Source organism: Chryseobacterium culicis, assembly GCF_002979755.1.
GTDB lineage: Bacteria > Bacteroidota > Bacteroidia > Flavobacteriales > Weeksellaceae > Chryseobacterium > Chryseobacterium culicis_A.
Genome location: NZ_PCPP01000001.1, coordinates 646,311 through 670,731, shown reverse-complemented (window position 1 = coordinate 670,731; position 24,421 = coordinate 646,311). Strand labels below are relative to the sequence as shown.

Here is a 24,421-nt window from a genome sequence, read left to right as displayed (position 1 = left end):
TAAATCCCAATACAAATGATTAAACAGGCACTTTTAGGTGAGTTTCTGCACGAAGCTGAAAACACCAGAAAAATTTTACAGGCAATCCCTGACAGCGCATTAGACTGGAAACCCTCTGAAAAAAACTGGACAACCGGTCAGCTGGCCTCACACATTGCTGAAGTATACAATTGGTACGAATCCACTTTCAATCAGGATACTTTTGATATGGGAGCGTACAAGTATGACAAAGGAGATATTTCCAAAGCGGAAAATATCCTCGCAAAATTTGAAGAAAATGTTGCCAACGCACAGAAAGTTTTGGAAAACTCGGATGAAAACACTTATTTTAATGAGTGGAAAATGGAAATGAACGGAAATGTACTTTTCCCGCCATCTCCAAGAATCCAGGTGGTAAGAGGCTTTCTTTATAATCATTTGTACCATCACAGAGGTGAACTGGTGGTTTATTTAAGATCCACCGGGAACAAAGTCCCTGGACTTTACGGTCCTACTGCTGATGATAAAATGTAAGTAAGGATTATATAAATATACGAAGCTGTTTCATTTTGAAACAGCTTTTTTTGTAGGCAGGATGTAGAGCATTTTGCAACAGTCGCCAAAATTCAACTTACTAATATTATTCACACATAATTAAATAATTAATAAATTTTATTGTCTCATTTTAATAAATTAATAAAAAAATACATCTATTTTATTTTTTTTGAAATTAAAATTCATTTCTTCACTTTCACTTTTCTTTTATTAATAAGCTTTTTCAATTATACTTAATGTATTGCATAACATTTTAAGACCACATTCTAAATTTCTCTTAAAAAATTTTGTTTTTGATAATATATTTTTCATTAGCTTTGATATTCCACAATCAAATTTAATATTTAATATGAAAAAACAATTAACGCTGATTGGAATGCTCCTTATTTCGGGTATTTCTTTCGCACAGACTGACCGTCTTTGGTCTGAAGGTTCCAGAAAAACTTCATCAGAGATCTTTGAAAACAAAGCCAGCATCAGCAATCCTAAGGTATACAACCTGGATATCAACGGATTGAAAAACATTCTGGCAAAAGCTCCCAAAAGACTGGCTGCAGGCGAAAAATCAGAACTCATTATTTCTTTTCCGAATTCTGAAGGCAGAATGGAAAGTTTCAAAGTGAGGGAGAATTCCAATTTTGCCCCTGAATTGGCAGCAAAATATCCGGATATCAAATCCTATGTAGGACAAGGTCTGGATGATCCTAATTCCACAGTCTATTTCAGTGTTTCTCCACTAGGACTGTCATCTATGGAAATTTACGGTGATAAATCTGCAGTATTCATCGAGCCTTACACTAAAGATCTTTCTTCTTATGTAGTGTACAGAAAATCCGACAAAAAAGATGATCTTAATAAGTTTGAATGTACAGTCGTTGATGCTGCACAAAAAGGAGTTTCCAACTCTGCTCTTGCGGCAAGACCTAATGCCGACGATGCCAAACTAAGAACATTCAGACTGGCACTTTCCTGCACCGGAGAATACACCACCTATTTTGGAGGTACAAAAGCTCAGGCTTTGGCTGCAATGAATACTACCATGACCCGTGTAAACGGTGTTTTTGAAAAAGATTTCGCAGCAAGAATGGTTTTGATTGCCAACAATGACGCTGTCATCTACACCAATGCTTCTACAGATCCTTATTCCGCAGCTTCAGGAATGAGCAGCTGGAATTCTCAGCTACAAAGCACTTTAACTTCTGTAATTGGTGAAGCCAATTATGACATCGGACACTTGTTCGGAGCTTCCGGAGGTGGTGGAAACGCAGGATGTATCGGCTGTATCTGTACAAACGGATCTAAAGGAAGCGGCTATACTTCTCCGGCAGATGCTATTCCTTCAGGAGATAATTTTGATATCGACTATGTGGCTCACGAAATGGGACACCAGTTTGGTGGAAACCATACTTTCTCTATGAGCAATGAAGGAACAGGCGTTAATATGGAACCGGGATCTGGATCAACAATTATGGGGTATGCCGGAATTACCAGCCAGGATATCCAACCTCATTCTGATGCCTTTTTCCATGCCGTAAGCATTCAGCAGATCACTAATAATATTAAAGCTAAAACCTGCTCTGTTAATACCAATACAGGAAATTCAATTCCTACAGCCAGCGCAGGCTTAGATTACACAATTCCAAAAGGAACTCCATTCGTACTGACAGGAACAGGAACGGATGCCGACGGGGATTCTTTAACATACATCTGGGAACAAATGGACAATGCTTCTTCTTCACAAACAGGAGCAAGCTCAGCAGCCAGTGCTACAAAAACTACAGGTCCTAACTTCAGATCATGGACTCCAACAACTTCACCTGCAAGATACTTCCCAAGAATGGCTTCTGTTTTAACAGGTGCAACCACTACTGCAGGTTCTGAAATCACCGTAGAAGCTCTTTCTTCTGTTGCCAGAACATTAAATTTCAGATTTACCGTTCGTGACAATAAAGCAGGAGGTTCAGGAAACAATTCTGACGATGCGGTAATCACAGTGAATGGAACTGCAGGACCATTCAATATCACTTCACAAAATTCAGCAACAACTTACGCTGGAGGAAGTTCTCAAACCATTACATGGAACGTAGCAGGAACTACAGCTAATGGTGTGAATGCAGCCAATGTAGATATCCTTTGGTCAACAGACAGCGGAAATACCTGGACTACCCTATTAGCAGGAACTCCAAATGATGGTTCACAGGCTGTAACAATTCCTAATGCTACGACAACTACAGGAAGAATTATGGTAAAAGGATCTAATCACATTTTCTTTGATGTCAACAATGCTAACATCTCTGTAAATGCAGGTTCCGGAACTCCTGACACGGTTGCTCCTACAGCTCCTACCCTTGCTGCTTCAGGAACTACTGCTACTACAACCAATCTTTCATGGTCAGGTGCTACAGACAATGTAGCGGTAACCGGATATGATGTATACCAAGGTGCTTCCCTAATCGGTTCTACAGCTTCTACTACATATACTGTAACAGGGCTTACTCCGGCAACAACTTATTCTTTCTCAGTTAAAGCAAAAGATGCTGCAGGAAATGCTTCTGTTTCCAGCAATACCGTAAGTGTTACTACTCTTTCCGGTGGAACCGTTACCTATTGTTCTTCTTCGGCTTCCAACACTGCTGATGAAAGAATCGGAAACGTAACATTTGGATCAATTAACAACACATCTACAGGAACTGCAGGGTATGAAAACTTCACTTCAGTTTCCACTAATGTTACAAGAGGAAGTGCTTATACGATTTCCATTACTCCGGTTTGGACTTCTACAAAGTATAGCGAAGCGTATGCTGTTTATATTGATTACAACGGTGATGGAGATTTCACAGACAGCGGAGAATTAGCATGGACAAAAGCAGGTTCTACAACCAGCCCGGTTACAGGATCTATTACCATCCCGGCTACTGCTACAGTTGGATCTACAAGAATGAGAGTAATGATGAAGTATAGCTCAATCCCTACTTCTTCATGTGAAGCATTCACTTATGGACAGGTTGAAGATTATACTCTTAATATTGTTTCTTCAGGAAAAGGAGATCTTCAGAATACAAAAGACCTGATTACAGATGTGAAATTGTATCCAAACCCTGTTAGAGATATCCTTTATATTTCAAATACAACTTCAGAAGACTACAGAATCTTCGATATGGGTGGAAAACTAATTGACTCAGGAAAACTTCAAAGAGGATCCGTGAACGTCAGCAACCTTATCAAAGGAGCTTATATGATTCAAATTGGTGAATCATCAAAAAGGTTTATTAAAAATTAATAACTTTAAAATTAAACGATGTGAAAAACTGCCCTGTAAAGGGCAGTTTTATTTTTTTACGTAAAATATAACACCAAAAACAATTATTACCGAAATAAATTACATAAAAACATTTTATTTAAAATAAAATAACTAACATTTAAGTTTTTTGATTTAAATTTATCGCATAACAATTTTCTATTGTACCGTTGACCCATATTGTATTTAAGGGAGCTCTAAGCCGTTTTTTAAGGTCGGATGCCCTTGCTTCTTTTGATTCTATTTTGGCGTGAATTGGTATTTTAATAATTTACCCGCCAGAAAAGTGTATTATTAAATCAATTTCAGTTTTGAAACCCCTGTTACAGACTGAACATTAATAATATTCATATCAGTATTTCCATTGAAGATTTCTGTAAAAATAATGTTTCAAAAAGGTACTCCCTCTAATCCCTCAATATTTTAAAATAATTTAAAATTTTTTATATGAAACATTTATTTAAGTACATTTTTTTTTTAGCAATCACTTCTTTCTCGGTTGCCTGTAGTTCGGACAATGATGACGTGATAGATACCAATCCTGACGTTACTTCGGTCTTCTACAAAAATGCTGATGAACTGGCAGTAACTTATGACCCCAATAATTCGGTAAGTCAGGCAATCAGAAATCAGGCATATGACCTTTACAAAAGAGGCAAATGGAGTGAACTGGAATCTCTTTTTAAAGCAAATAATTTAAATGGTAGCTGGCCGCCTGCAAACGGAGGTTATAATATTGTGGATGATGTTGCTTTACAGGTTGGGCAAAAATTTGACAGATACAGCGGCGCTGTAGGCAGCTATAACGGTACTGGTGTTCCTACATTAGGAGGAAGTTTCACAAGTCCAATCATCAATGGATATACCTATACATTTACTCAAAGAGCGTTAAATCAGCCTGAAGACAAATACGATTTCTATTATGAAATTGATGTATTGAATAATTCCATGCAGTTTAAAACCCAGACCGCAGATATCATTCCTTGGTTCGGGCAGGCAGGAAAAGGAAAACAAACCATGTGGAAAATCCCTGTTGATATCAATACAGGATACCAGAAAACCTGGAATAAGCTTGCAGAAGAAGGTTATATAAAGGTTACCATTAAGAAAACCCCTAGCGGAAAATATCCTAACTTAGTAGGCACAGTTATTCAGCCATAAATCTACCCAGATGTATTCAATATCAGAAAAAATAAACATTACCGAAAAAGCTTCTGTTGAAAAAAGTAACTTTATTAATGATGAAGCTCTTCCATCAGCCATAATAACTTTCAGCTGCGGCCATTGCAGCCACAAAAATACAGTTGAAATCGTTCCCTATGAATCAGGATTTCCTCTCTTTCAAGTATATAATGAAAATAAAGTACTTTCCAGAGAAGAATTATTAAAACACGGAATAGTAAACAAAACCTCTCAGAGAATGCTTCACTTTGGAGAATTGACAGTCAATGACCAACCAACATTATATTTTGGCACAGACTGTACTTCCTGTCATTCAAAATACATCTGTGTATTCAGCTTTGGAGAAAAACAGCCGGGATTGATGGTATTAAATATATCCGGCGTTTGGAAATATGAATAACTGAAATCATTTCTACCTATACAATAAAAGTCTACAGCTTGAAAGTTGTAGACTTTTTCTTAATTTAGCGAACAAACTAATTTAACCCGTGAAGCACATCTACCAATGAAAAAAATAATCCTTTTTCTTTTTACCCTATACTTTGGGTCAGCATTTTCACAAAAAACACTGGCTAAATATCCTGAAGGTCAATTTCCTTATAAAGAAGGCCCTATCCAAATGGCTGCAGACATGCAGAACTATTTTCTGACAACCGGCACAAAACCTTGTGATAAAAACGAGATGTATTTTGTAACCTTAAAAATTGATAACACCGGCAAACCTTCTTTGGTAAAGAAAAAGAGTGATGAAAATGCCATAGAAAGAAATAAATGTGCTTTCAATCTTGCTGTCAAATCTTTGGGGAGTTTAAAGAACTGGCAGCCTGCAGAAGAACAGGGAGAAAAAGTTACCGCATATTTTGATTTTCCTTTTTTAACAGAAGATTTTTTTGAAAATTATAAGTCTGATTATGATATTTCAAAAATATATCAGCCTGCTGAGCTACCCGGTGGAGTGAAAGAGCTAAGAAAAGAAATACATAAAAAACTGGAAGGATATTTAGATTCGGAATCTTACAACCCAAAAGGAAAATTTATCATATCCTTCATCATAGATGCAGACGGCAGCATTTCTACTGTAGATATCGAGCCTAAAGTAGATAATAGCGAACAGTTTTTTGAGGATATAAAATTTATTTTGAAAAAAATAAAAGTAAAATGGAATCCTGGAAAAATTAAAGGACAATCTATAAAATCAAAATTCAGAATGCCTTTTAATTTCAAATCAGCAGATTTAGATTAAAATTCTCAAAAAGCAGTTCTTTTGTGCTCTGCATTTTATTCCTGTACATTTCACATTTTACAAATCCTTTTCTATCTTTGTGGGAAATAAAAAAATTCATGGATAAAATTGATAGTCTGAACCAAGTAGCAGAATTCCATACTACTTTCAAAGCCCCTATTTTAGATACCCCACAAATTCCTTCTCCAGAAAGATGCAATCTTAGAGTGGAGCTTTTACAGGAAGAATTAAACGAACTGAAACAAGCCATTGCAGATAATAATATTGTAGAAATTGCAGATGCATTGTGTGATCTTCAGTATGTTTTGAGTGGAGCTGTACTGGAATTCGGACTTGGCAACAAATTTGTAGAGCTATTCAACGAAGTTCAGCGCTCCAATATGTCGAAAGCATGTGACAATGAAGAACAGGCAAAGGAAACTGTTGAATTTTACAAAGAGAAGGAAGTAGAATCTTTTTATGAAAAGTCCGGAGAAAAATTCAATGTTTACAGACAGGCAGATCATAAAGTGTTAAAAAACAAATACTACTCTCCTGCTGATTTAAAATCAATTATTGAAAAATAACATATGAAAAAATTTATTACCAATATTGTTGCCTTTTCAAGTTTATTTTTAGCTGCACAACAGCTTAGTGCTCAAAAAGTAGTAGTAAACCGTGAAGTTGAAACTCAGAAAGATGGCAAAATGCTTTTAGGAAACCAACTGAAAGAGCAGTTTTTAAAAGCTCCTTATGCAGATTGGTATGTAAAAGAACATGATGAGTATGTTCTTGACCAAAAAGCCGTCAGTGAATTAAAAAAAGAAAAAATTGGTACTTATGATATTATTGTATTCATGGGAACCTGGTGTGAAGACAGCCACAGAGATTTTCCAAGACTGATGAAAATATTGGAAGCCGTAAGCTATCCGGAAAATAAATTGAATATCATAGCAGTAAACCGTAAGAAAGAATCTCCTACCGGAGATGAAAGTCTTTACAATCTTCAAAAAGTTCCTACCATTATTCTGAAAAGATATGGAAAAGAAGTGGGAAGAATTATAGAAATGCCTACTACAGGATATATCGAGAGGGATTTAGTTGAAATTCTTAAAAAGAATGATTCGTCTGTCATCAAAGAAATTTTTAAATAGATTTTGAGAAATTATAGAACAATATTATCCTTTGCAGCCGGTGCCGGCGCCATGGTCCTTCTGTTTTTTGGACTGAAATCCTGCCTGAACCTTGGAAATAAAACTGAAAAGTCTGATTATTATATCCTGACCAATCAGATTTCCAAGATGAATAAAATGGTAGTCATGGAACAGAATACTTCCAGCATGCAGAAAACCAAAATGGGTTATGAAGTTTTTGGAAAAGAAATCTCCAGCAACAGCATTATAACTTACACAAAGACCAATGCACAGGTTTCTTATGACCTTAACAAAATGAAGATCGAAGTAGATTCTATCAATAAAAAATTGATTATCACCGAGCTTCCTGATGCAGACATAAGAATTACGCCAAGCGTTGAAATCCAATCTTTGGATGATTCTTTTATTAACAGAATTTCAGAAAAAGATATTAAAAATGTTACCCAGAAAGCTAAAGAAACAGCCGAAAAATCAATTGATCAGAATCAGCTGAGAAGTGAAGGCCGCAAACAGCTGATGGAAAATCTTAATAATATCTTTGTTTTGGCTAAGGCTTTAAATTATGAAATAGAAGATAAAACAGGAAAAATTGGTATTTTAGGACTTTAAGGTAAAATATTTCCGTTTGGCAAACCCTTTGAATGATACTATCATATTGTTGAAATTTAAAATTCAAAGTCATGGATACAAAAGGAAACACCAAAAAGAAAGAATCTGCCAACACCGCAGAAACCCAAAAGCAAAACCAGGATTTCCCCAATATTCCTGCGGCATCACAAAAGACCAATCCGCCTGATATTGCTAAAGAAGATGTTCAAAAGTCTTCAAAAAATAAATCAGGAAAAACGGATAATACCAAAAAATAAGAATAATATCCCTTACAGGTTTAAAAAATTGAAAAGTTCCGTCTCATATGAGGCGGAACTTCTCTTTCTAACTATCTAACTGAACTTTTTGTTTCTATACAATGGTAGATTTTCCGATCTTGATATTTTCAAAATTGTAATATGATTTCTCGGAATATCTGATATGGTCAGCGATAAAGCTTCCCACTTCACTCGTTGAATAATATTGTTTGGTATTAAGATCAATGGTAACATACTTGTTTTCAATAGCATGTTCTACAGATTGTCTCAATTTATCTGCGGCAGCCTTTACATTAAGATGATCCAGCATCATGGCCACACTTAAAATAGAAGCAATAGGGTTGGCAATTCCTTTTCCTTTTGCCTGTGGATAAGATCCATGGATAGGCTCAAACAGGGCATTCTTCTCTCCTACTGAAGCAGATGGAAGCAGTCCGATAGAACCGCCAATCACACTGGCTTCATCAGAAATAATATCGCCAAACATATTTTCGGTCAAAATAACATCAAAATGTTTAGGATTAAGGATCAACTGCATAGCTGCATTATCTACAAACATATAATCAAGCTGTACATCCGGATATTCTGGCGCAATTTCCTGACATATTTTTCGCCATAACCTTGAAGTGTCCAAAACATTAGCTTTATCAATAAGAGTAAGCTTTTTCTTTCTTTTCTGAGCCTCCTGAAAGGCCATATGGGCGATAGGAATAATATCTTCACGGCTGTATTTGCAGATATCATAAGCATAGGCTCCTTCCGGGTCTGTAAATTTTTCACCAAAATAAATTCCACTTACCAGCTCTCTGAAAATCTGGATATCCGCACCTTCGATAATCTCTCTTTTAAGCGGACTTTTATCAATTAATGATGCATACGTTTTCAAGGGACGGATATTGGCAAACAACCCCAATTCTTTACGTAGTTTCAATAATCCTTGTTCCGGTCTCACTTTCGCTTCCGGATTGTTATCAAAAATCGGATCCCCGATAGCTCCGAAAAGTACGGCATCAGATTCTTTACATATTTTCAACGTCTCCTCAGGCAAAGGATTTCCTGTCTTAAAAATAGCTTCTGCCCCGATCAATCCATAGTCAAAATGGAATTTACATTGAAAAGCTTCCGCAATAACATCTAATATTTTAATGCTTTCACTAATAATTTCCGGGCCAATCCCATCTCCGGGAAGAACTGCGATTTTAAAATAATTGTTGCTCATTTGCTTTTTGTGTTTTTAATTCAAATTCTGTGATGGTTTGTTTTCTGCTGATTAGAAAATCAATATCGTCATAGCCGTTTAACAGGCATATTTTTTTGTAAGAATCAATTTCGAAAGTTTCAGTGGTATCTTTAAAGCTTACAGACTGTAATTCCACATCAATGGCAATTTCATTGTCTGGATTTTCATTGATTCCTTCTAGGATTTCTTTTAAAAATTCTTCGGAAACCTTTACAGGAAGAAGCCCGTTATTTAAGGCATTTCCTTTAAAAATATCCGCAAAATAGCTGGAAATAATTACTTTGAAACCATAATCAGTTAATGACCACGCTGCATGTTCACGGCTGCTTCCACACCCGAAATTATTTCCTGCCACCAAAATTTCACCACTGAATTTAGGATTATTCAAAACAAAATCAGGATTCGGTTCTCCTGTATGAATATTGAACCTCCAGTCTCTGAACAGATTTTCTCCGAAACCTTTTCTGTCTATACTTTTCAGGAATCGAGCCGGAATAATCTGGTCTGTATCTATATTTTCTGCCGGCAATGGAACTGCGCGGGATTTTAAAACAACTAATTTTTGCATGTATTCTACATTGTTAGACTTTGAACCACAAAAGTTTTTTCACTTCAGTTTACTTAAGAAAGGATAAAAAGAACCCATATAAGAAATTCGCATAAGAATGAAAATCAAAGATTTTCAAAAAGCTTAAGTGCTCTTGTTATGCAAGCCAATGATAACTTCTTCTTACGTAAGCGTTACAACCTTTTGTGTCTTTGTGGTTTAAACATAATTTAAAATTACTTTTAGTTTACACTTTCAAAAGCTGAAATTTTACCTTCTATGGCTGCTTTTGCTGCGGTAAGCGGACTGGCAAGAATGGTTCTTGAACCTTGTCCCTGCCTGCCTTCAAAGTTTCTGTTGGAAGTGGAAACACAATATTCCCCTTCCGGAATTTTATCATCATTCATCGCCAGACATGCTGAACATCCCGGCTGACGAATCTGAAACCCCGCCTCATTGAATATTTTATCCAATCCTTCTGCGTAAATCTGCTTAACAACCTGCTGAGATCCGGGAACAATCAGAGCTTTTACAGCCTCAGATTTGCTTTTTCCTTTGATATATTGAGCCGCAGAACGGAAATCCTCTATTCGTGCATTGGTACAACTTCCTATGAAAACATAATTAACCTTGATGCTGTTCACAGCCTGTCCAGCTTCCAGTCCCATATATTTCAAAGCTTTCTCTTCGGATTCATTCTGTGGTACCGGAATCACTTCACGGATTGAAATTCCCATTCCCGGGTTGGTTCCGTAAGTAATCATTGGATAGATATCTGAAGCATCAAAGCTAAGTTCCTCATCAAATACAGCCCCTTCATCTGTTTTCAGAGTGCTCCAATAGGCTACTTTTTCATTCCAGTCTTCTCCTTTGGGCGCAAATTTTCTCCCTTGTACATATTCAAAAGTAGTTTCATCAGGAGCAATCATTCCGCCTCTGGCACCCATTTCAATACTCATATTGCAGACGGTCATTCTTCCTTCCATCGACATTTCTTCGAACACATTTCCTGCATATTCACAGAAATATCCTGTTCCGCCATCGGTTCCTATTTTTGAAATGATATAAAGAATAACATCTTTAGGCTGAACATTTTCATTCAGTGTCCCATTAACGGTTACTCTCATGGATTTTGGCTTGTTAAGCAACAAACACTGGCTTGCAAATACCTGGGCAACCTGACTTGTTCCGATTCCAAAAGCAATAGATCCAAATGCTCCATGGGTAGAGGTATGGCTATCTCCGCAGACAATACTCATTCCCGGCTGGGTAATCCCTAATTCCGGAGCGATGATATGAACAATTCCCTGATATTGATGTCCCAATCCGAAAAGTTCAATATTATTTTTCTTACAGTTTTCCGTAAGCTGCTCTACCTGATTTCTTGAAAGTTCATCTTTAATAGGCTGTTCCTGATGCAATGTAGGTACATTGTGATCTGCAGTGGCTACAATCTGTTCCGGTCTGAAAATTTCCAGATTTCTGGATTCAAGTTCCGCAAAAGCCTGAGGACTGGTTACCTCATGAATAAGATGTTTGTCTATATAAATGATCTGAGGTCCGTCAGGAATGGTTTCTACCACGTGAGCGTCCCATACTTTATCAAAAAGCGTCTTTTTATTGTTGTTCATTTTACTTTTATCTTGATTTAAATCAAACCTATCCTATTTTTCTACTGAAAGAATCCATCATCAGGCTCAGATCATCATTTCCTATTTCTTTTTTAAGATCTGCAATTTTTAAAAACTCCTGATACAGATAATCCAATTCATTTTTGGTAACCTCATATCCAATATGTTTGAAACGGTAAGCCAAGGCTGAACGGCCGCTTCTGGCAGTAAGAATAATTGAAGAAGCATTTACCCCTACTTCTGCAGGATCAATAATTTCATAAGTTTCTCTGTTTTTAATCACGCCATCCTGATGAATTCCTGAGCTGTGAGCAAAGGCATTAGCTCCTACAATAGCTTTGTTTGGCTGCACAGACATTCCCATCAGATCAGACACCATTGTACTCATTTCATTCAGCATTCTGGAATTGACATCGGTATGAAGATGCAAATCTTTATGCTGTTTTAAAATCATAACCACTTCTTCCAACGCCGTATTACCCGCTCTTTCTCCCAGTCCATTGATCGTACATTCAATCTGGCGGGCTCCGTTAATCGCTCCCGCAATGGAATTCGCAGTAGCCAGTCCAAGATCATTATGACAATGACAAGAAAGCACTGCTTTTTCAATCCCTTTTACATTTTCTCTCAGGTATTTTATTTTCTGACCATATTCTTCAGGGAGACAATACCCTGTTGTATCAGGAATATTTAAGACAGTGGCTCCTGCTTTGATAACAGCCTCGCAAACCTGCGCCAGATATTCATTGTCTGTTCTTCCGGCATCTTCAGCATAAAATTCTACATCTTCCACATACGTTTTGGCATATCTTACCGCTTCGGCAGCTCTTTCAATAATATCCTCTCTTGTGGAGTTGAATTTGTATTTAATATGAGAATCAGAAGTACCGATCCCGGTATGTATTCTTGGTCTCTTTGCAAACTTCAGTGCCTCTGCCGCTGTATCAATATCCTTTTTATTCGCTCTCGTCAGTCCGCAAACCTTAGCATTTCTTACCAGTTTTGAAATTTCTGAAACAGATTCAAAATCTCCAGGACTGGAAATTGGAAATCCTGCTTCAATGATATCAATTCCTAATTCATCAAGCCTTTCAGCAATAATCAGCTTTTGTTCCGTATTCAGTTTGCACCCCGGAACCTGCTCCCCATCTCTCAGTGTCGTATCAAAAATTTCAATTTTTTCGGAATTCATAAATGAAGTTTTTTACTTAATTTTGGCTCAAAACTACAGCTTGCAATATTTTTTCATTTTCATTTTTTCTGAAAATTACAATATTCAATAGCTGAAAAAATAGACGTATTTATTTGTTAATCAATAATTTAATTTCTAAAAATTTACAATGGCAGAATTGCAGAAAGATTTTTTGTTTGTATTGGTAAAGTCATTGACCACCTCTGAAAAAAGACAGTTTAAGCTCTACGTAAACCGTCTCGGAATTAATGTAGATGCCAAATTTCTTTTACTATTTTCTGAGATGGATAAAATGAAGGAATACGATGAAAGTGTGATTATTGAGAAGAAAATTTCTACGAAACAACAGCTTTCCAACCTTAAAGCCCATCTTTATAAACAAATCCTGGTGAGTCTCCGCATGAACCCGAGCCATCAGAACTACAGAATCCAGCTTCGGGAGCAATTAGATTTTGCCAATATCCTTTATCAGAAAGGACTTTACAAACAGGCTTTAAAAATATTAGACAAAACCAAACAATCTGCACTGGAACTGGATGAAAAAAGTATTGCTTCTGAAATTATAGATCTTGAAAAAGTAATTGAATCACAATTTATTACACGAAGTATTGAAGGCCGTGCCGAAGAATTGATCAAGCAATCTCAGGAGATTAGCAAACAGAACCGCTATACGACAAAACTATCTAATCTTTCGCTGAAATTATACAGTGAAATGCTGACTCATGGCTATGTAAAAAATGATACAGATCGGCAAGAAGTTATGGATATTTTCAATGCTGAGATTAAAAACATCAACCCTGAGAAACTGAATTTCACGGAAAAACTATGGTATTACAAAGCCCATGTCTGGAAAAACCAGCTTTTACAGGACTACAAATACACCCTGAAATATGCCTATCAATGGGTAGATCTTTTTCATAAAAAACCCGAGATGATCTACAGTCACCCTGTCTGGTATATTAAAGGAAATACTTATCTGCTGAAGATTCTTTTCCTGTATGGAAATATTGATATTCTGGAAGAGCATTTTGAGAATTTTAATACAATGGTACATGCAGAGAATTTTGTACAGAATGAAAACCTTCAATCTCTTATTTTCCTTACCCATTATAATACGCTAATGAATATTCACTTTGTAAAAGGGGAATTTTTTACCGGAACAAAGCTTATTCCTGAGGTAGAATTAAAAATGGAAAAACTCAGAGAAAGAATTGATGAGCACCATTTCATGATTCTCTATCTGAAAATGGCCGCTATGTTCTTCGGCAGTAAAATGTTTGACAAATCGATTGAATATTCCATGAGGGTTATAGAATCTAAGGGAAATGTACAGGAAGATCTATTATTTCATACCCGGATTTTAATTTTAATGGCCAAATATGAGTCGGGAAATGATGAAGACTATGATGAATTTATTGCCTCTACTTTAAAGTTTGCCAGGAAAATGAAAAAACCGGAAGAGTTCCATTTTGAAAGCATTCAGTTTTTTAAGAACCTTAATAATCAGGTGCCGGATCAAAGACAGAAAGCATTTGAAAGCTTTGATAAAAAGCTGGAAGAGTTTTCCAATAATGAATATTACCGTCGTTCATTATTCTATATTGATATTCATGGATGGATTAAATCTAAAGTGCAACATGTTGACGTGATTGAGATTATCAAGCAGAAAGTAAAGTACAAAAGAAAACATTAAATAAAAACACATAATATGCTATATTACAATATTTTACAATACTTTATTTAATCTAAAATAAAACATATAAAAAACATTTTTTATCTTATCATTAGGTATTAACAGGTCACTCCTCCAGAGCTCTAATTTTAAAACCAAATACTTTCTATTAACAATTAGCTCCTATTGGAGCTGGTATGATCCCATCGGGATCTTCTGTTAATAGACATTATGAAGTCACCGTGAAAATAAAGCTCCGGAGGAGCGACCTGTTAATTATGCTTTGATGCAATCAAACAAGAATAGTTTATTTATACAGATGCTCTATAAAATTCAAAGCATTTTTATGGCTGATCTTTTCTACCAATTCGGAAGAAAAGCGCTTTTCAATTTCTTTGTTGATGGAATTAAAAGCAGATGCATCATCATATCCTTCAAAAAAGAAAGGATGACGGGATTTGTCCGGATGGTTTTTGCAAAAGAAAAAATCAGCACCATAGGCAATAAAATCTTCTCCTCCTAAATCAAGACCATATTGAATATGTTCATATAGTACCTCAGGATTTTTCTCATCAATACAGTTACGGATAAAATTGAGTCCAATTAATCCTTTCCTTCTAATGACTTCTTTTGCCAGTTCATCAGGAAGATTTCTTTTTTTGTCATGTACAGGCCTATAGTTAGAATGGCTTGCTATAATAGGGATCTTATAATTTTTTTGGTCTATATAATTAAGAATTCCATAGGCAAGCTGATCACTGGTATGAGCCAGATCAATGGCAATATTTTTTTCTGAAAAGTAATCAAGCAGAACTTTTCCATCCTCTTTCAGTCCAACATCAGAATTATTTCCTCCTCCAAAGCGGTTTTCAGTATGATGGGTTATTCCCAGGTAAAGAATTCGCTGTGTTTTTTCAATGATCGCTTCCAGATTTTTAAAGCCAGATTCTAAGGTTTCATCTTCACTACAAAAGCCAGATGCGTTTTCAATAGAAGCAATAACTCCTACTTTGCCTGTATTATCGGTATTTTTATAGTTTTCCCCTTCAAATAAGAAAAAGTTTTCATTTTGCAGGAGATTTGAAAATATTTCGCTCTGTTTAGCACCGTAAACAGTACTATTTTCACCTGTTGATGAGTATATAGCCATCACCTGAAGCTTCACATTTCCTTCTTTTAAATAAGGAAGTGAACAACCAAGTTCTTTATCATCAATTAATGAGCCCGGCTCAAGTAAATAACATAATAAGTCGCAGTGCAAATCTACATTTATCGTATTCATATTGAATTGTAATTGGTTTGTTTTTAAATACTTTCGAAAAGAAAATGAGCTTTATTACTAAGAAAATAAATACCCGAAAATTCTAAAGTATTTTTCTGGGATAAAGTGAATATGGAATTCTATGAGACAAAAACCACCCTCGTCTTTTTCATTTTTAATATTAATTCTCATTCTAAATATATGCTAATATAGTATTTTATCTAAAAATTCCGTATTTTTGCCTCTTAAAATTTCTTAGTAAACAATGATAAAAATTACACTTCCAGACAATAGTGTCAAAGAATTCGAAGGAGCAGTTACTGCTCTAGATGTGGCAAAATCTATAAGCGAGGGATTGGCTAGAAATACCATTTCCGCAATCGTTAATGACCAACAAGTAGAAACGACCACACCTATAACCACGGATTCCACGGTACAGCTTTTGACTTGGAATGATGATCTTGGAAAGAAGGCTTTCTGGCACTCTTCTGCCCACCTTTTGGCGCAGGCAATCCTTGAGTTTTATCCTAATGCTAAGTTGACGATCGGTCCTGCTATTGAAAGCGGATTCTACTATGACGTGGATTTCGGGGATGAAAGCTTATCTGAAAAAGATTTTGAAAAGATTGAGAAAAAGATCCTTGAAAATGCAAAGAAAGGTTCTACATTCTCTTTATATCCGGTTTCAAAAGAAGATGCTTTAAAAACCTATGCCGATAACCCTTACAAAGTTGAACTGATTTCAAATCTTAATGACGGAGAAATCACTTTTGTAACGCATGATAACTTTACAGACTTATGCCGTGGTGGTCACATTCCAAACACTGGAATCGTAAAAGCGGTTAAGATATTAAATGCAGCAGGAGCTTACTGGAGAGGTAATGAAAAGAATCCTCAATTGACAAGAGTATATGGTATTTCTTTCCCTAAGCAGAAAGACCTTACTGAATACCTTGAAAGACTGGAAGAAGCTAAAAGAAGAGACCACAGAAAATTAGGTAAAGAACTTGGAATATTCGCATTCTCTGAAAAAGTAGGTGCTGGGTTACCACTTTGGTTACCAAAAGGAACTGCTTTAAGAAGAAAATTAGAAAATTTCCTTTCTGATGCTCAGAAAAAAGGAGGTTATGAATTTGTAATGTCTCCACACATCGGAGCGAAAGAATTATATGTAACTTCAGGACACTGGGATAAGTATGGGGAAGACAGCTTCCAGCCGATTAAAACGCCTAATGAAGGAGAAGAATTCTTACTGAAGCCAATGAACTGTCCTCACCACTGTGAAATTTACAAAACTTCACAATGGAGCTACAGAGATTTGCCTAAGAGATATGCAGAATTCGGTACTGTTTACAGATATGAGCAAAGTGGAGAGCTTCACGGATTAACAAGAGTTCGTGGATTTACTCAGGATGATGCTCACCTTTTCTGTACTCCGGATCAGCTTTCTGAAGAATTTGAAAAGGTAATTGATCTTACCCTTTATGTTTTCAAATCTTTAGGTTTTGAAGATTTTGTAACTCAGGTATCCTTAAGAGATCCTGAAAACAAACAAAAATATATCGGTTCTGATGAAAACTGGGAGAAAGCAGAAAGTGCGATCATCAATGCAGCTCAGAAGAAAGGTTTAAAAACAGTAGTAGAATACGGAGAAGCGGCATTCTACGGTCCTAAACTTGACTTCATGGTGAAAGATGCTTTAGGAAGAAAATGGCAGCTGGGAACTATCCAGGTGGATTATAACTTACCGGAAAGATTTGATCTTCATTATATTGGAAATGATAATGAAAAGCACAGACCGGTAATGATTCACAGAGCTCCTTTCGGTTCTATGGAACGTTTCATTGCTATTTTGTTAGAAAATACAGCAGGAGATTTCCCATTATGGCTGAGCCCGGATCAGTTTATTATTCTACCGATCAGTGAAAAATATGTAGATTATTCAAAAAAAGTTTCACAATTTTTGGAAAATCACGATATTAGCGGTCAGATTGATGACAGAAACGAGAAGACAGGTAAAAAGATCCGTGATGCTGAATTGAATAAAATTCCTTTCATGCTTGTAGTAGGAGAAAATGAGGAAAATGAAGGCACGATTTCTGTAAGAAGACGTGGAGAAGGAGATCTTGGAGTGATGAAGCTGGAGGATTTCGTTGCTTTCTTCAAAAAAGAAGCAGCCATATAAATTTAAAATTAAAAGATTGAAGGATTTAAAAATTAACAGAATCCTTCAATTTTAAATATTTGAATCAATTAAATTAAGTAATTAACCAATAAAATTATAATACAATAGCACAAAGATTTAACAACAGGGGCCCACAGAGACGTCCGGTACAAGAGGACTTACACTTGATCAACGATAAAATTCGTGTGAGAGAGCTTCGTTTAGTGGGCGATAACGTAGAGCCAGGAATCTATCCAATTGACAAAGCAAGACAGATTGCTGCGGAACAAGAATTGGATTTAGTAGTAATTTCTGACAAGGCAGAACCATTTATTGCGAGAGTATTGGAATATAAAAAATTCTTATACGAGCAAAAGAAAAAACAAAAGGAACTTAAAGCTAAACAGGTAAAAGTGGTAGTAAAAGAGATCCGTTTCGGACCTCAGACTGATGACCACGATTACGAATTCAAGAAGAAACATGCTGAAAAATTCCTTGAAGAGGGTTCTAAATTAAAAACCTACGTATTTTTTAAAGGACGTTCAATTATCTTTAAGGATCAGGGAGAAATTTTGCTTTTAAAACTTGCTCAGGAATTGGAGCACGTGGGTAAAGTAGACCAGCTTCCTAAACTTGAAGGAAAAAGGATGATTATGATGATGAGTCCTAAAAAACCAGCAAAATAATTAAATCATTATTTTACATATAAACCTCAAAGCAATTTGAGGTTTTTTTGTGTTCCTATTTTTAGGGAAAAAAATTTAATGATTGTTGATTCAGACTACTCTACCACCCGGATCAACAATCATTTTTAAGAAAGAAATTTACAGAGTTTTGTTATCCTTCAAAATCACCACAGTCATGCTCTGTAAAAAGAGGTAAAGCTTTTTTGGTGGTAAAATATTTGGATATTCTTTTGTTTTTCAAATCCAGTTTTTGCCCTTCTACAGACAGTTCGTAAACGGGTGCTTGATCTATTTGGGTTAAAATATAAGTTCTTTCTGATGTTTTAAAAATGGCTTTATTTCCGTCATTGGAGAATGAGAAATCATTAGTTTCAAAGGTATCCTTTTCATCACAAACATTGGTCCATATTATTTTCTTCTTTGTTATGGACAGGCTTGCCAAATCACATGAATAACAGTTCCCCGAGAACTCTATACCAAATTTTTCATACACATCTGTACTCTTGCTATTCAATACATCAATAGGAACTAATGTTGAAAAATCATTAGGAATCTCTGATTTCACGACCTTATTCTTTGCCGGATCAGGTGTAGAAATCTGATGTACTTTTGCATTTGCAGAATCTGCCTTGTTCACTTTTTTTTCTGTTGTAGGTGAACAGGAAACTAACAACATCATCACCATTGAAAAGCTGGTTATTACGTTTTTCATCTTTTTTAAATAATTAATAATATCTGGGTTATCGTTTTTGTAAAATTCTCCAAAATCTACCGTTCAATATATCCCTGTTTTCAGCCATTTATTCCCTATATCAGAAGGTTTTGTTGGCTACAGACCTGAATACAGATACATTTGCGGAAAAATATAAAATGAAAATCTTTCCAATCTTTATATCATCCGTGATAGTTCTTGCAGGATGTAATCAACAGAATAAAACATCGGACGCAGATAAAACCACAACTGAAATTAAGCAAAAAAAAATAACACTGGCTGATTTCAAAAAAATAAAAGGAGTTGATAATGTTCTGGATGTACCCTTTCAATTATTCACCAAGCTGGATTCTATACAGTTTTTTGTCACTCCCGGTAAAGATGCGGCCCATTTGAAAATGGCCTATAATAAACTCGATAATTACTATGGATTTGAAGAGTTTGAGGACTTCTATTCTATTCACTACAGTATTGATAACAATATTTCGAACAGCATTGAAGCTTTTGTCCTGAAATCAGAATTTACGCCTGCATTTGCCCTTACTTTAAATAGTGTGGATCTTTATGAGATCAGAAGCAGCACATTTAAGAAGTCTAGTGATTTTAAGAATAAATCTTTTAAGAAATTCGGTACCATTACTGAGATTTCAGAGCAGGAATTTAAAACCAACTCAAAAAACAGAATCGATGAAACATTGGTGAAGAATCCGAATATAACACTGCAGAATGACAACTGGGTATACAAAGAAAATGGCAGAGAAGAAGTTATTACCCAACATGAAAATATATCTACAGAAACCGGACCGCTTGCGAATGAATATGTAGGGCGATCCCCTTACTTAAACCTGGAGGTTTTCAAAGAAAATTCTGACGAAGTTGCAGATTCATTTTACTCTTTTTACCAAATAAAAAATGCCGTTATGTTTGAACTGGGTACAGATGGTTATCCCCAAATTCTCCCTACGAAAGGCTGGGTTACCTTTGTCTCCTCCAATAATGATGTGGGAAGTGATTTTCTTATTTCTCAATATTTTCCGCAAACCAAAAAACAGGATAATCTTTTATATGTAAATTTCACCAACTTCAAAATAGCAGACGAAAAAAAGGCATTCTGGACAGCTAATGACACCTTTTATGCAGAAGTCTATCCCCTTAATTCTCCTTCAGCCAATGGTAAAAAGCAAAAAACGGCTTATATAAAAATACAGTTGAAAGCTGATCTGTTTTAGTAAGAAAACTGAGAGAATTAGGATCTCAATGAAAATACAATTTACATTTAAAGGAATATGAACTTGTGTAAACTTTTATATTTTGAAACATTAAGATCGTATTAAGATGTTGAGAGTATTAAGATAAGTTTCGCTTTAAGCTTAAAGATAAGAATGATTCATCTTAACTATACTTTATTTCTTAAGCTCTTCTTAATGGTTTTATTAGATAAAAATTTTAACAATTTCAATAATAAAAACCCCTGAAATCAGCCAGTGCGTATGGGTATAAAGTCTAATATCTTTGCTGCAATTATTTAAAGAGATACAATGAAAAAATTAAGTTTGACACTCCTTTTTAGTTTATTAAGTTTTATGACTTTCGCACAATCGTTAAAAGTTGTGGTTAAACAGGACGGAAAAGTAATTCAGCCTGTCAATGATGTTTATGAACTGAAAAAATCCCCTTTCCTATTCGAGATTACCTCTAACAATCTGGAAGGTTTTTTAGTGGGAGCCACCACAAATAAAGATATTTATGCCGGAGCACTGGGTCTTTTGAACACTGAGGTTCCATGGTTTCAGAATACAGGCATGGCGGAGGAATTGTATAACAAGGACAAAGAAATGTTTTTAATGGATTCTGCACCTTCTTACTGGTATTATACAGATGCAAAAGACCATAGATTTGATAAAAACCCTAAAGGCAACGCAAAACAATGGACAGCTACCCGTACTATTACTAGGTTTTATGATATTATGGTGGATCAGCCTATCAATCTGAAGGATTTTGACGGCAGGGTTTTCCTATTAATGTATCAGCCCGAATATAATGATGAGTATGATTTAATAGGAAAGAAAAACCTGTTCCAGGCTGCACTCAAATTCAAAGATTAATAATTACACCTAATTTTAAATTTATATAAAAAAGGTCTGCTTTGCGATGTAAGCAGACCTTTTTGCTGGTTGAATATTTATTCGATAATTAATCCGTATTCTATGGCTAATTTTATGGCCGAACTCAGATTAGAAGTCTGAAATTTTTCAATAAGATTCTTTCTGTGGCTTTCTACAGTATGCGGACTGATGAAAAGCTTTTCCGCCATTTGATTGGTTGTCAAACCTTTTGAGGCTTCAGCCAGAATTTCTTTTTCTCTTCGTGTTAATTTCGGAACATGGTTTAATCCATCCGTTGATTTTTTCTCCAAAACAGACTTCGTTTGAGAGCATAAAAACCTGTTCCCGGCATATACAGCAGTAATTCCTTCCAGGATTTCGGAAACTGAGGCATTCTTTTGAATATATCCCAAAGCCCCTTCAGCCAGGGTACTGTTAATTACGGGCAGTTCATTGTGAACACTCAGGATAATAATCTGGAGGTTGCCGTACTTTTTCTTTAAGGGTTTAATCAGTTCAATGCTGTTGGTATCTACCAGATTGATGTCCAGCAATAAAATGTCGACCTCTTGTTTTGCAAGACCTGTATTCATCTCAGAAACGTTTCTGAAGCAATCTACTACATCTATCGTATCACTATTTCCTAAAATATTCTTCAACCCTTCTAATAGAAGTGGGTGATCATCTGTTATGGCTACTTTTATCATGTTTAATACATAGGGATTTGAAGTTCTATGCTGGTACCAATATTCAATTCAGAAGTGATATTCATGGTTCCTTTTAGAAATTGGACTCTTAGTTCTATATTATGAAAACCAGCTGTTTTTCTGGCATTTAATCCTGCGGGATCAAAACCTTTACCATTGTCTTCTACGGTAAGGTTTAATAGATTTTCTTCTTCGCTGATCTGAATAATAATTTCAGATGTATTGGCATGTTTTATCGCATTGTTGACCAATTCCTGAATGATCCTGTAAATAATCAATTGCTTTTCCTGTGAAATGGAATTACTGTAATTGATAAACTCAGTGTGAATGTCTAATGCATTATTGGATATACGGGAGGCAAATTCCTTAATTGCAACTTCCAAACCATATTTCATTAATAAATCAGGCATTAAATTATGGGCAACCCTTCTTAGCTCTTCTACAGCGCCATCAATCTGATCAATTGATTTTGAAATTCCCTCCTCTATATTTTCGGACTGATGAGGATTTAAATAAGACAACTGATGTTTCGTTCCTGAAAGCAGGCCTCCTAATCCATCATGAAGATCACGGGCAAGACGACCACGCTCCTGTTCCTGCCCTTCCAGCAATGCGGTAAGCGTAGAAATTTTTGAGTTTTGTTTCTCTTTTTCCATAGCCAAAGCATGCAGTTCATCTCTTCTCTTAATAGATTTTGCACGTTGTTGATAAGCATACAGCAATAAGAGGATCAAAATAATAAAGAAGATGATAAAAAAGATATAATAAGTATTGATCTTCTCTTTGAATGCCAGTAACTTTTTAAAATTATTAATATCGTTGTTCTTCTGTTGAGTTTCCAGTTTTGCCAACCGAAGCTGCTGTTCTTTTTTCTCGGATTCAAGTTCTGAAAACTTCAGTCGTTCACGTTGGTTTTCTTCCACCAGTTTTAAGTTGTTATATACCTGCTCACGCTGTGCCCGAAGGATGTTGATCAACTTAATTTCCTGTGCTTTTTTGTCGCTTTCCAGCTGTAACTTGATATATTTCTGTTCCTGGCGCTCTTTATCAAATTGAGATTCTAATCTTTTGGTAATATCCAGTTTTTCCTGGTCATAAACACTTTTGTATTGATCTACATAACTTTTATAGTAAGTGAGTGCTTCCTGGTAATTCCCCTGTTCTTCGCTAATTCTGGATAATGATTCAAGAATAGATAATTCAATATTATGATCACGCACCGGACTTTTCCCAATTTCCATAGAGGCTTTTAGAAAATAAGACTTCGCTAAATCATAATTTTTATCCTGTATGGCCAGCTCTGCCAGAATCCCGAATGAAGAAGCAATATGAATAGCGTCCCCAGTTTCCAGACTCACTTTATTAGCTAACTGGGCATAATGCCTTGCCTTATCACTGTCGAAACCAGTATACAGATTGGCTAAATTGATCGCTGCATAGGAAAGACTGCTCCTGTTAAGCATCCTGTCTTTATTTTTATTGAAAGTCGTGATAGCCTGCAAATAATATTGCTCTGTTTTATCTCTCAGCTCCGTATTGGATGGGTTTTGCGTATATTTTTGTTCATACACATAGCCCATTCTCATGTAGGCATCGAAGATAAGGTTGGGATCATTTTGTTTCGATGCTAACAACAAAAACTGTTTGCTGTATTTCTCTTCCAGCTGGTACTCATTGAGGTTGGAATAAATAGTGGACAATTCTTTCGCTACGTTACCAAATCTCCCATACAGTGTAGAGGTTGTTGGAGCATTTTCATAATATTCGATCGCTTTTAAATAAGCAGCAACGGCATCAGTTGTTTTATTATTGCGGATCAGAATCCAGCCTTTAGCGTAATTAAAATAGCCTTTAGCCTCATTATTATTCGTTTTTAAACTATATGCCTTTGCCATGTCAAGACTTTTTGAAGACTCAGCTGTTTTATTATCCAGCCGATAATTCATGGCTTGCACCGCGTATAATATGGTGGCATACTTTCCATCTGCCTGCTTTGCAGCAAGGGAAATGTTGGTGGCTAAAATCTGGTAAGACTTAGGTTTGAGGTTATGAAAAAATAAGGCAGTCGCATATTTGGGAGCCAGATTAAGCTGTTCAACCGTATTGTTTGAGGCATGGCTGTATTCCCTTTCTAACTTGCTTAAAACATCCTGTGCCTGAACAAAAAACGGAAAAACAAATAAAGCAAATATCAATAATAACCTGTGCATCAAACCCTTATCTTTATTAAGTTGTCATATTGTAAAGA

General features: G+C 35.8%; 22 protein-coding genes. 14 read left to right on the top strand and 8 right to left on the bottom strand.

The genetic code is table 11. The features are described 5' to 3' along the window. Positions 1 to 15: 15 nt before the first annotated feature. The 9 genes from CQ022_RS03135 (at position 16) to CQ022_RS03095 (ending at position 8,256) form a co-directional block, all read left to right on the top strand. Positions 16 to 513 carry a DinB family protein gene (locus CQ022_RS03135; protein WP_079241617.1) on the top strand — a complete coding sequence of 166 codons (498 nt, stop codon included), beginning with the start codon at positions 16 to 18 and terminating at the stop codon, positions 511 to 513. A gap of 370 nt (positions 514 to 883) precedes the next feature. Then, positions 884 to 3,814, top strand: a complete 2,931-nt coding sequence (locus tag CQ022_RS03130; protein WP_105682400.1) for a reprolysin-like metallopeptidase — start codon at positions 884 to 886, stop codon at positions 3,812 to 3,814. Positions 3,815 to 4,279: 465 nt separating this feature from the next. After that, positions 4,280 to 4,993, top strand: a complete 714-nt coding sequence (locus CQ022_RS03125) for a glycohydrolase toxin TNT-related protein (protein WP_105682401.1) — start codon at positions 4,280 to 4,282, stop codon at positions 4,991 to 4,993. A 10-nt stretch (positions 4,994 to 5,003) separates the two neighbouring features. Further along, positions 5,004 to 5,414, top strand: coding sequence for a hypothetical protein (locus CQ022_RS03120; RefSeq protein ID WP_105682402.1), 411 nt, complete (start codon positions 5,004 to 5,006; stop codon positions 5,412 to 5,414). Between the two features lie 105 nt (positions 5,415 to 5,519). Beyond that, a complete protein-coding gene (locus tag CQ022_RS03115) occupies positions 5,520 to 6,257 on the top strand; it encodes a hypothetical protein (RefSeq protein WP_105682403.1) in 738 nt (245 codons plus the stop codon). Positions 6,258 to 6,355: 98 nt separating this feature from the next. Beyond that, positions 6,356 to 6,823 (top strand): nucleoside triphosphate pyrophosphohydrolase family protein, encoded by a 468-nt coding sequence (locus CQ022_RS03110; protein ID WP_034694493.1) that lies wholly within the window; start codon positions 6,356 to 6,358, stop codon positions 6,821 to 6,823. Positions 6,824 to 6,826: 3 nt separating this feature from the next. Beyond that, positions 6,827 to 7,390 carry a TlpA family protein disulfide reductase gene (locus CQ022_RS03105; RefSeq protein ID WP_105682404.1) on the top strand — a complete coding sequence of 188 codons (564 nt, stop codon included), beginning with the start codon at positions 6,827 to 6,829 and terminating at the stop codon, positions 7,388 to 7,390. Positions 7,391 to 7,393: 3 nt separating this feature from the next. Continuing rightward, the gene (locus CQ022_RS03100) at positions 7,394 to 7,999 is read left to right on the top strand and encodes a DUF4230 domain-containing protein (protein ID WP_079241611.1); all 606 of its coding nucleotides are present in this window, start codon (positions 7,394 to 7,396) and stop codon (positions 7,997 to 7,999) included. Positions 8,000 to 8,070: 71 nt separating this feature from the next. Continuing rightward, positions 8,071 to 8,256: a hypothetical protein gene (locus CQ022_RS03095; protein WP_105682405.1), complete on the top strand. Its 186-nt coding sequence runs from the start codon at positions 8,071 to 8,073 to the stop codon at positions 8,254 to 8,256. A 94-nt stretch (positions 8,257 to 8,350) separates the two neighbouring features. On the opposite strand, the gene leuB is transcribed toward CQ022_RS03095, so the two are convergent. The 4 genes from leuB to CQ022_RS03075 form a co-directional block, all read right to left on the bottom strand. Beyond that, positions 8,351 to 9,475: a 3-isopropylmalate dehydrogenase gene (leuB, locus tag CQ022_RS03090; protein ID WP_105682406.1), complete on the bottom strand. Its 1,125-nt coding sequence runs from the start codon at positions 9,473 to 9,475 to the stop codon at positions 8,351 to 8,353. Continuing rightward, positions 9,456 to 10,064 carry a 3-isopropylmalate dehydratase small subunit gene (gene leuD / locus CQ022_RS03085; RefSeq protein WP_105682407.1) on the bottom strand — a complete coding sequence of 203 codons (609 nt, stop codon included), beginning with the start codon at positions 10,062 to 10,064 and terminating at the stop codon, positions 9,456 to 9,458. The genes leuB and leuD overlap by 20 nt, the downstream gene beginning before the upstream one ends. Positions 10,065 to 10,285: 221 nt before the next feature. Beyond that, complete coding sequence (gene leuC / locus CQ022_RS03080) at positions 10,286 to 11,674, bottom strand: 3-isopropylmalate dehydratase large subunit (protein ID WP_105682408.1); 1,389 nt, start codon at positions 11,672 to 11,674, stop codon at positions 10,286 to 10,288. Positions 11,675 to 11,702: 28 nt separating this feature from the next. Then, complete coding sequence (locus CQ022_RS03075) at positions 11,703 to 12,866, bottom strand: 2-isopropylmalate synthase (RefSeq protein WP_105682409.1); 1,164 nt, start codon at positions 12,864 to 12,866, stop codon at positions 11,703 to 11,705. A gap of 148 nt (positions 12,867 to 13,014) precedes the next feature. Between CQ022_RS03075 and CQ022_RS03070 the strand changes: the two genes are divergently transcribed. Then, positions 13,015 to 14,559, top strand: a complete 1,545-nt coding sequence (locus CQ022_RS03070; protein WP_105682410.1) for a hypothetical protein — start codon at positions 13,015 to 13,017, stop codon at positions 14,557 to 14,559. Between the two features lie 286 nt (positions 14,560 to 14,845). Here the strand turns inward: CQ022_RS03070 and CQ022_RS03065 are convergent, their stop codons facing one another. Beyond that, on the bottom strand, positions 14,846 to 15,820 hold the full coding sequence (locus CQ022_RS03065) for a dipeptidase (RefSeq protein ID WP_105682411.1): 975 nt from the start codon (positions 15,818 to 15,820) through the stop codon (positions 14,846 to 14,848). A gap of 244 nt (positions 15,821 to 16,064) precedes the next feature. Here CQ022_RS03065 and thrS point away from each other — a divergent pair, with 244 nt between their 5' ends. Both thrS and infC read left to right on the top strand, forming a co-directional pair. Next, complete coding sequence (gene thrS / locus CQ022_RS03060) at positions 16,065 to 17,984, top strand: threonine--tRNA ligase (RefSeq protein ID WP_105682412.1); 1,920 nt, start codon at positions 16,065 to 16,067, stop codon at positions 17,982 to 17,984. A 164-nt stretch (positions 17,985 to 18,148) separates the two neighbouring features. After that, entirely contained in the window at positions 18,149 to 18,649 is a 501-nt protein-coding gene (gene infC, locus CQ022_RS03055) for a translation initiation factor IF-3 (RefSeq protein ID WP_027372223.1), read from the top strand. A 151-nt stretch (positions 18,650 to 18,800) separates the two neighbouring features. Here infC and CQ022_RS03050 read toward each other — a convergent pair whose 3' ends face one another. Beyond that, positions 18,801 to 19,361, bottom strand: a complete 561-nt coding sequence (locus CQ022_RS03050; RefSeq protein WP_105682413.1) for a hypothetical protein — start codon at positions 19,359 to 19,361, stop codon at positions 18,801 to 18,803. A 158-nt stretch (positions 19,362 to 19,519) separates the two neighbouring features. On the opposite strand from CQ022_RS03050, the gene CQ022_RS03045 reads away from it, so the two are divergent. Next, on the top strand, positions 19,520 to 20,590 hold the full coding sequence (locus tag CQ022_RS03045) for a resolvase (RefSeq protein WP_105682782.1): 1,071 nt from the start codon (positions 19,520 to 19,522) through the stop codon (positions 20,588 to 20,590). 309 nt (positions 20,591 to 20,899) lie between these two features. Next, positions 20,900 to 21,466 carry a hypothetical protein gene (locus CQ022_RS03040; RefSeq protein WP_105682414.1) on the top strand — a complete coding sequence of 189 codons (567 nt, stop codon included), beginning with the start codon at positions 20,900 to 20,902 and terminating at the stop codon, positions 21,464 to 21,466. Positions 21,467 to 21,543: 77 nt separating this feature from the next. Here the strand turns inward: CQ022_RS03040 and CQ022_RS03035 are convergent, their stop codons facing one another. Together CQ022_RS03035 and CQ022_RS03030 are read right to left on the bottom strand one after the other, a co-directional pair. Beyond that, a complete protein-coding gene (locus CQ022_RS03035) occupies positions 21,544 to 22,173 on the bottom strand; it encodes a response regulator (RefSeq protein ID WP_105682415.1) in 630 nt (209 codons plus the stop codon). 2 nt (positions 22,174 to 22,175) lie between these two features. Continuing rightward, the gene (locus tag CQ022_RS03030) at positions 22,176 to 24,383 is read right to left on the bottom strand and encodes an ATP-binding protein (protein ID WP_105682416.1); all 2,208 of its coding nucleotides are present in this window, start codon (positions 24,381 to 24,383) and stop codon (positions 22,176 to 22,178) included. Positions 24,384 to 24,421 lie beyond the last annotated feature (38 nt).

What these genes read in the sequence shown, in the direction of transcription:
- leuB (WP_105682406.1), bottom strand. Translation starts at nt 9,475, where the DNA reads ATGAGCAACAATTATTTTAAAATCGCAGTTCTTCCCGGAGATGGGATT.
- CQ022_RS03030 (WP_105682416.1), bottom strand. Translation starts at nt 24,383, where the DNA reads ATGCACAGGTTATTATTGATATTTGCTTTATTTGTTTTTCCGTTTTTT.
- CQ022_RS03135 (WP_079241617.1), top strand. Translation starts at nt 16, where the DNA reads ATGATTAAACAGGCACTTTTAGGTGAGTTTCTGCACGAAGCTGAAAAC.
- CQ022_RS03070 (WP_105682410.1), top strand. Translation starts at nt 13,015, where the DNA reads ATGGCAGAATTGCAGAAAGATTTTTTGTTTGTATTGGTAAAGTCATTG.
- CQ022_RS03065 (WP_105682411.1), bottom strand. Translation starts at nt 15,820, where the DNA reads ATGAATACGATAAATGTAGATTTGCACTGCGACTTATTATGTTATTTA.
- leuC (WP_105682408.1), bottom strand. Translation starts at nt 11,674, where the DNA reads ATGAACAACAATAAAAAGACGCTTTTTGATAAAGTATGGGACGCTCAC.
- CQ022_RS03050 (WP_105682413.1), bottom strand. Translation starts at nt 19,361, where the DNA reads ATGAAAAACGTAATAACCAGCTTTTCAATGGTGATGATGTTGTTAGTT.
- CQ022_RS03130 (WP_105682400.1), top strand. Translation starts at nt 884, where the DNA reads ATGAAAAAACAATTAACGCTGATTGGAATGCTCCTTATTTCGGGTATT.
- CQ022_RS03125 (WP_105682401.1), top strand. Translation starts at nt 4,280, where the DNA reads ATGAAACATTTATTTAAGTACATTTTTTTTTTAGCAATCACTTCTTTC.
- CQ022_RS03110 (WP_034694493.1), top strand. Translation starts at nt 6,356, where the DNA reads ATGGATAAAATTGATAGTCTGAACCAAGTAGCAGAATTCCATACTACT.
- CQ022_RS03035 (WP_105682415.1), bottom strand. Translation starts at nt 22,173, where the DNA reads ATGATAAAAGTAGCCATAACAGATGATCACCCACTTCTATTAGAAGGG.
- thrS (WP_105682412.1), top strand. Translation starts at nt 16,065, where the DNA reads ATGATAAAAATTACACTTCCAGACAATAGTGTCAAAGAATTCGAAGGA.
- CQ022_RS03115 (WP_105682403.1), top strand. Translation starts at nt 5,520, where the DNA reads ATGAAAAAAATAATCCTTTTTCTTTTTACCCTATACTTTGGGTCAGCA.
- CQ022_RS03120 (WP_105682402.1), top strand. Translation starts at nt 5,004, where the DNA reads ATGTATTCAATATCAGAAAAAATAAACATTACCGAAAAAGCTTCTGTT.
- CQ022_RS03075 (WP_105682409.1), bottom strand. Translation starts at nt 12,866, where the DNA reads ATGAATTCCGAAAAAATTGAAATTTTTGATACGACACTGAGAGATGGG.
- leuD (WP_105682407.1), bottom strand. Translation starts at nt 10,064, where the DNA reads ATGCAAAAATTAGTTGTTTTAAAATCCCGCGCAGTTCCATTGCCGGCA.
- CQ022_RS03040 (WP_105682414.1), top strand. Translation starts at nt 20,900, where the DNA reads ATGAAAAAATTAAGTTTGACACTCCTTTTTAGTTTATTAAGTTTTATG.
- CQ022_RS03045 (WP_105682782.1), top strand. Translation starts at nt 19,520, where the DNA reads ATGAAAATCTTTCCAATCTTTATATCATCCGTGATAGTTCTTGCAGGA.
- CQ022_RS03095 (WP_105682405.1), top strand. Translation starts at nt 8,071, where the DNA reads ATGGATACAAAAGGAAACACCAAAAAGAAAGAATCTGCCAACACCGCA.
- CQ022_RS03105 (WP_105682404.1), top strand. Translation starts at nt 6,827, where the DNA reads ATGAAAAAATTTATTACCAATATTGTTGCCTTTTCAAGTTTATTTTTA.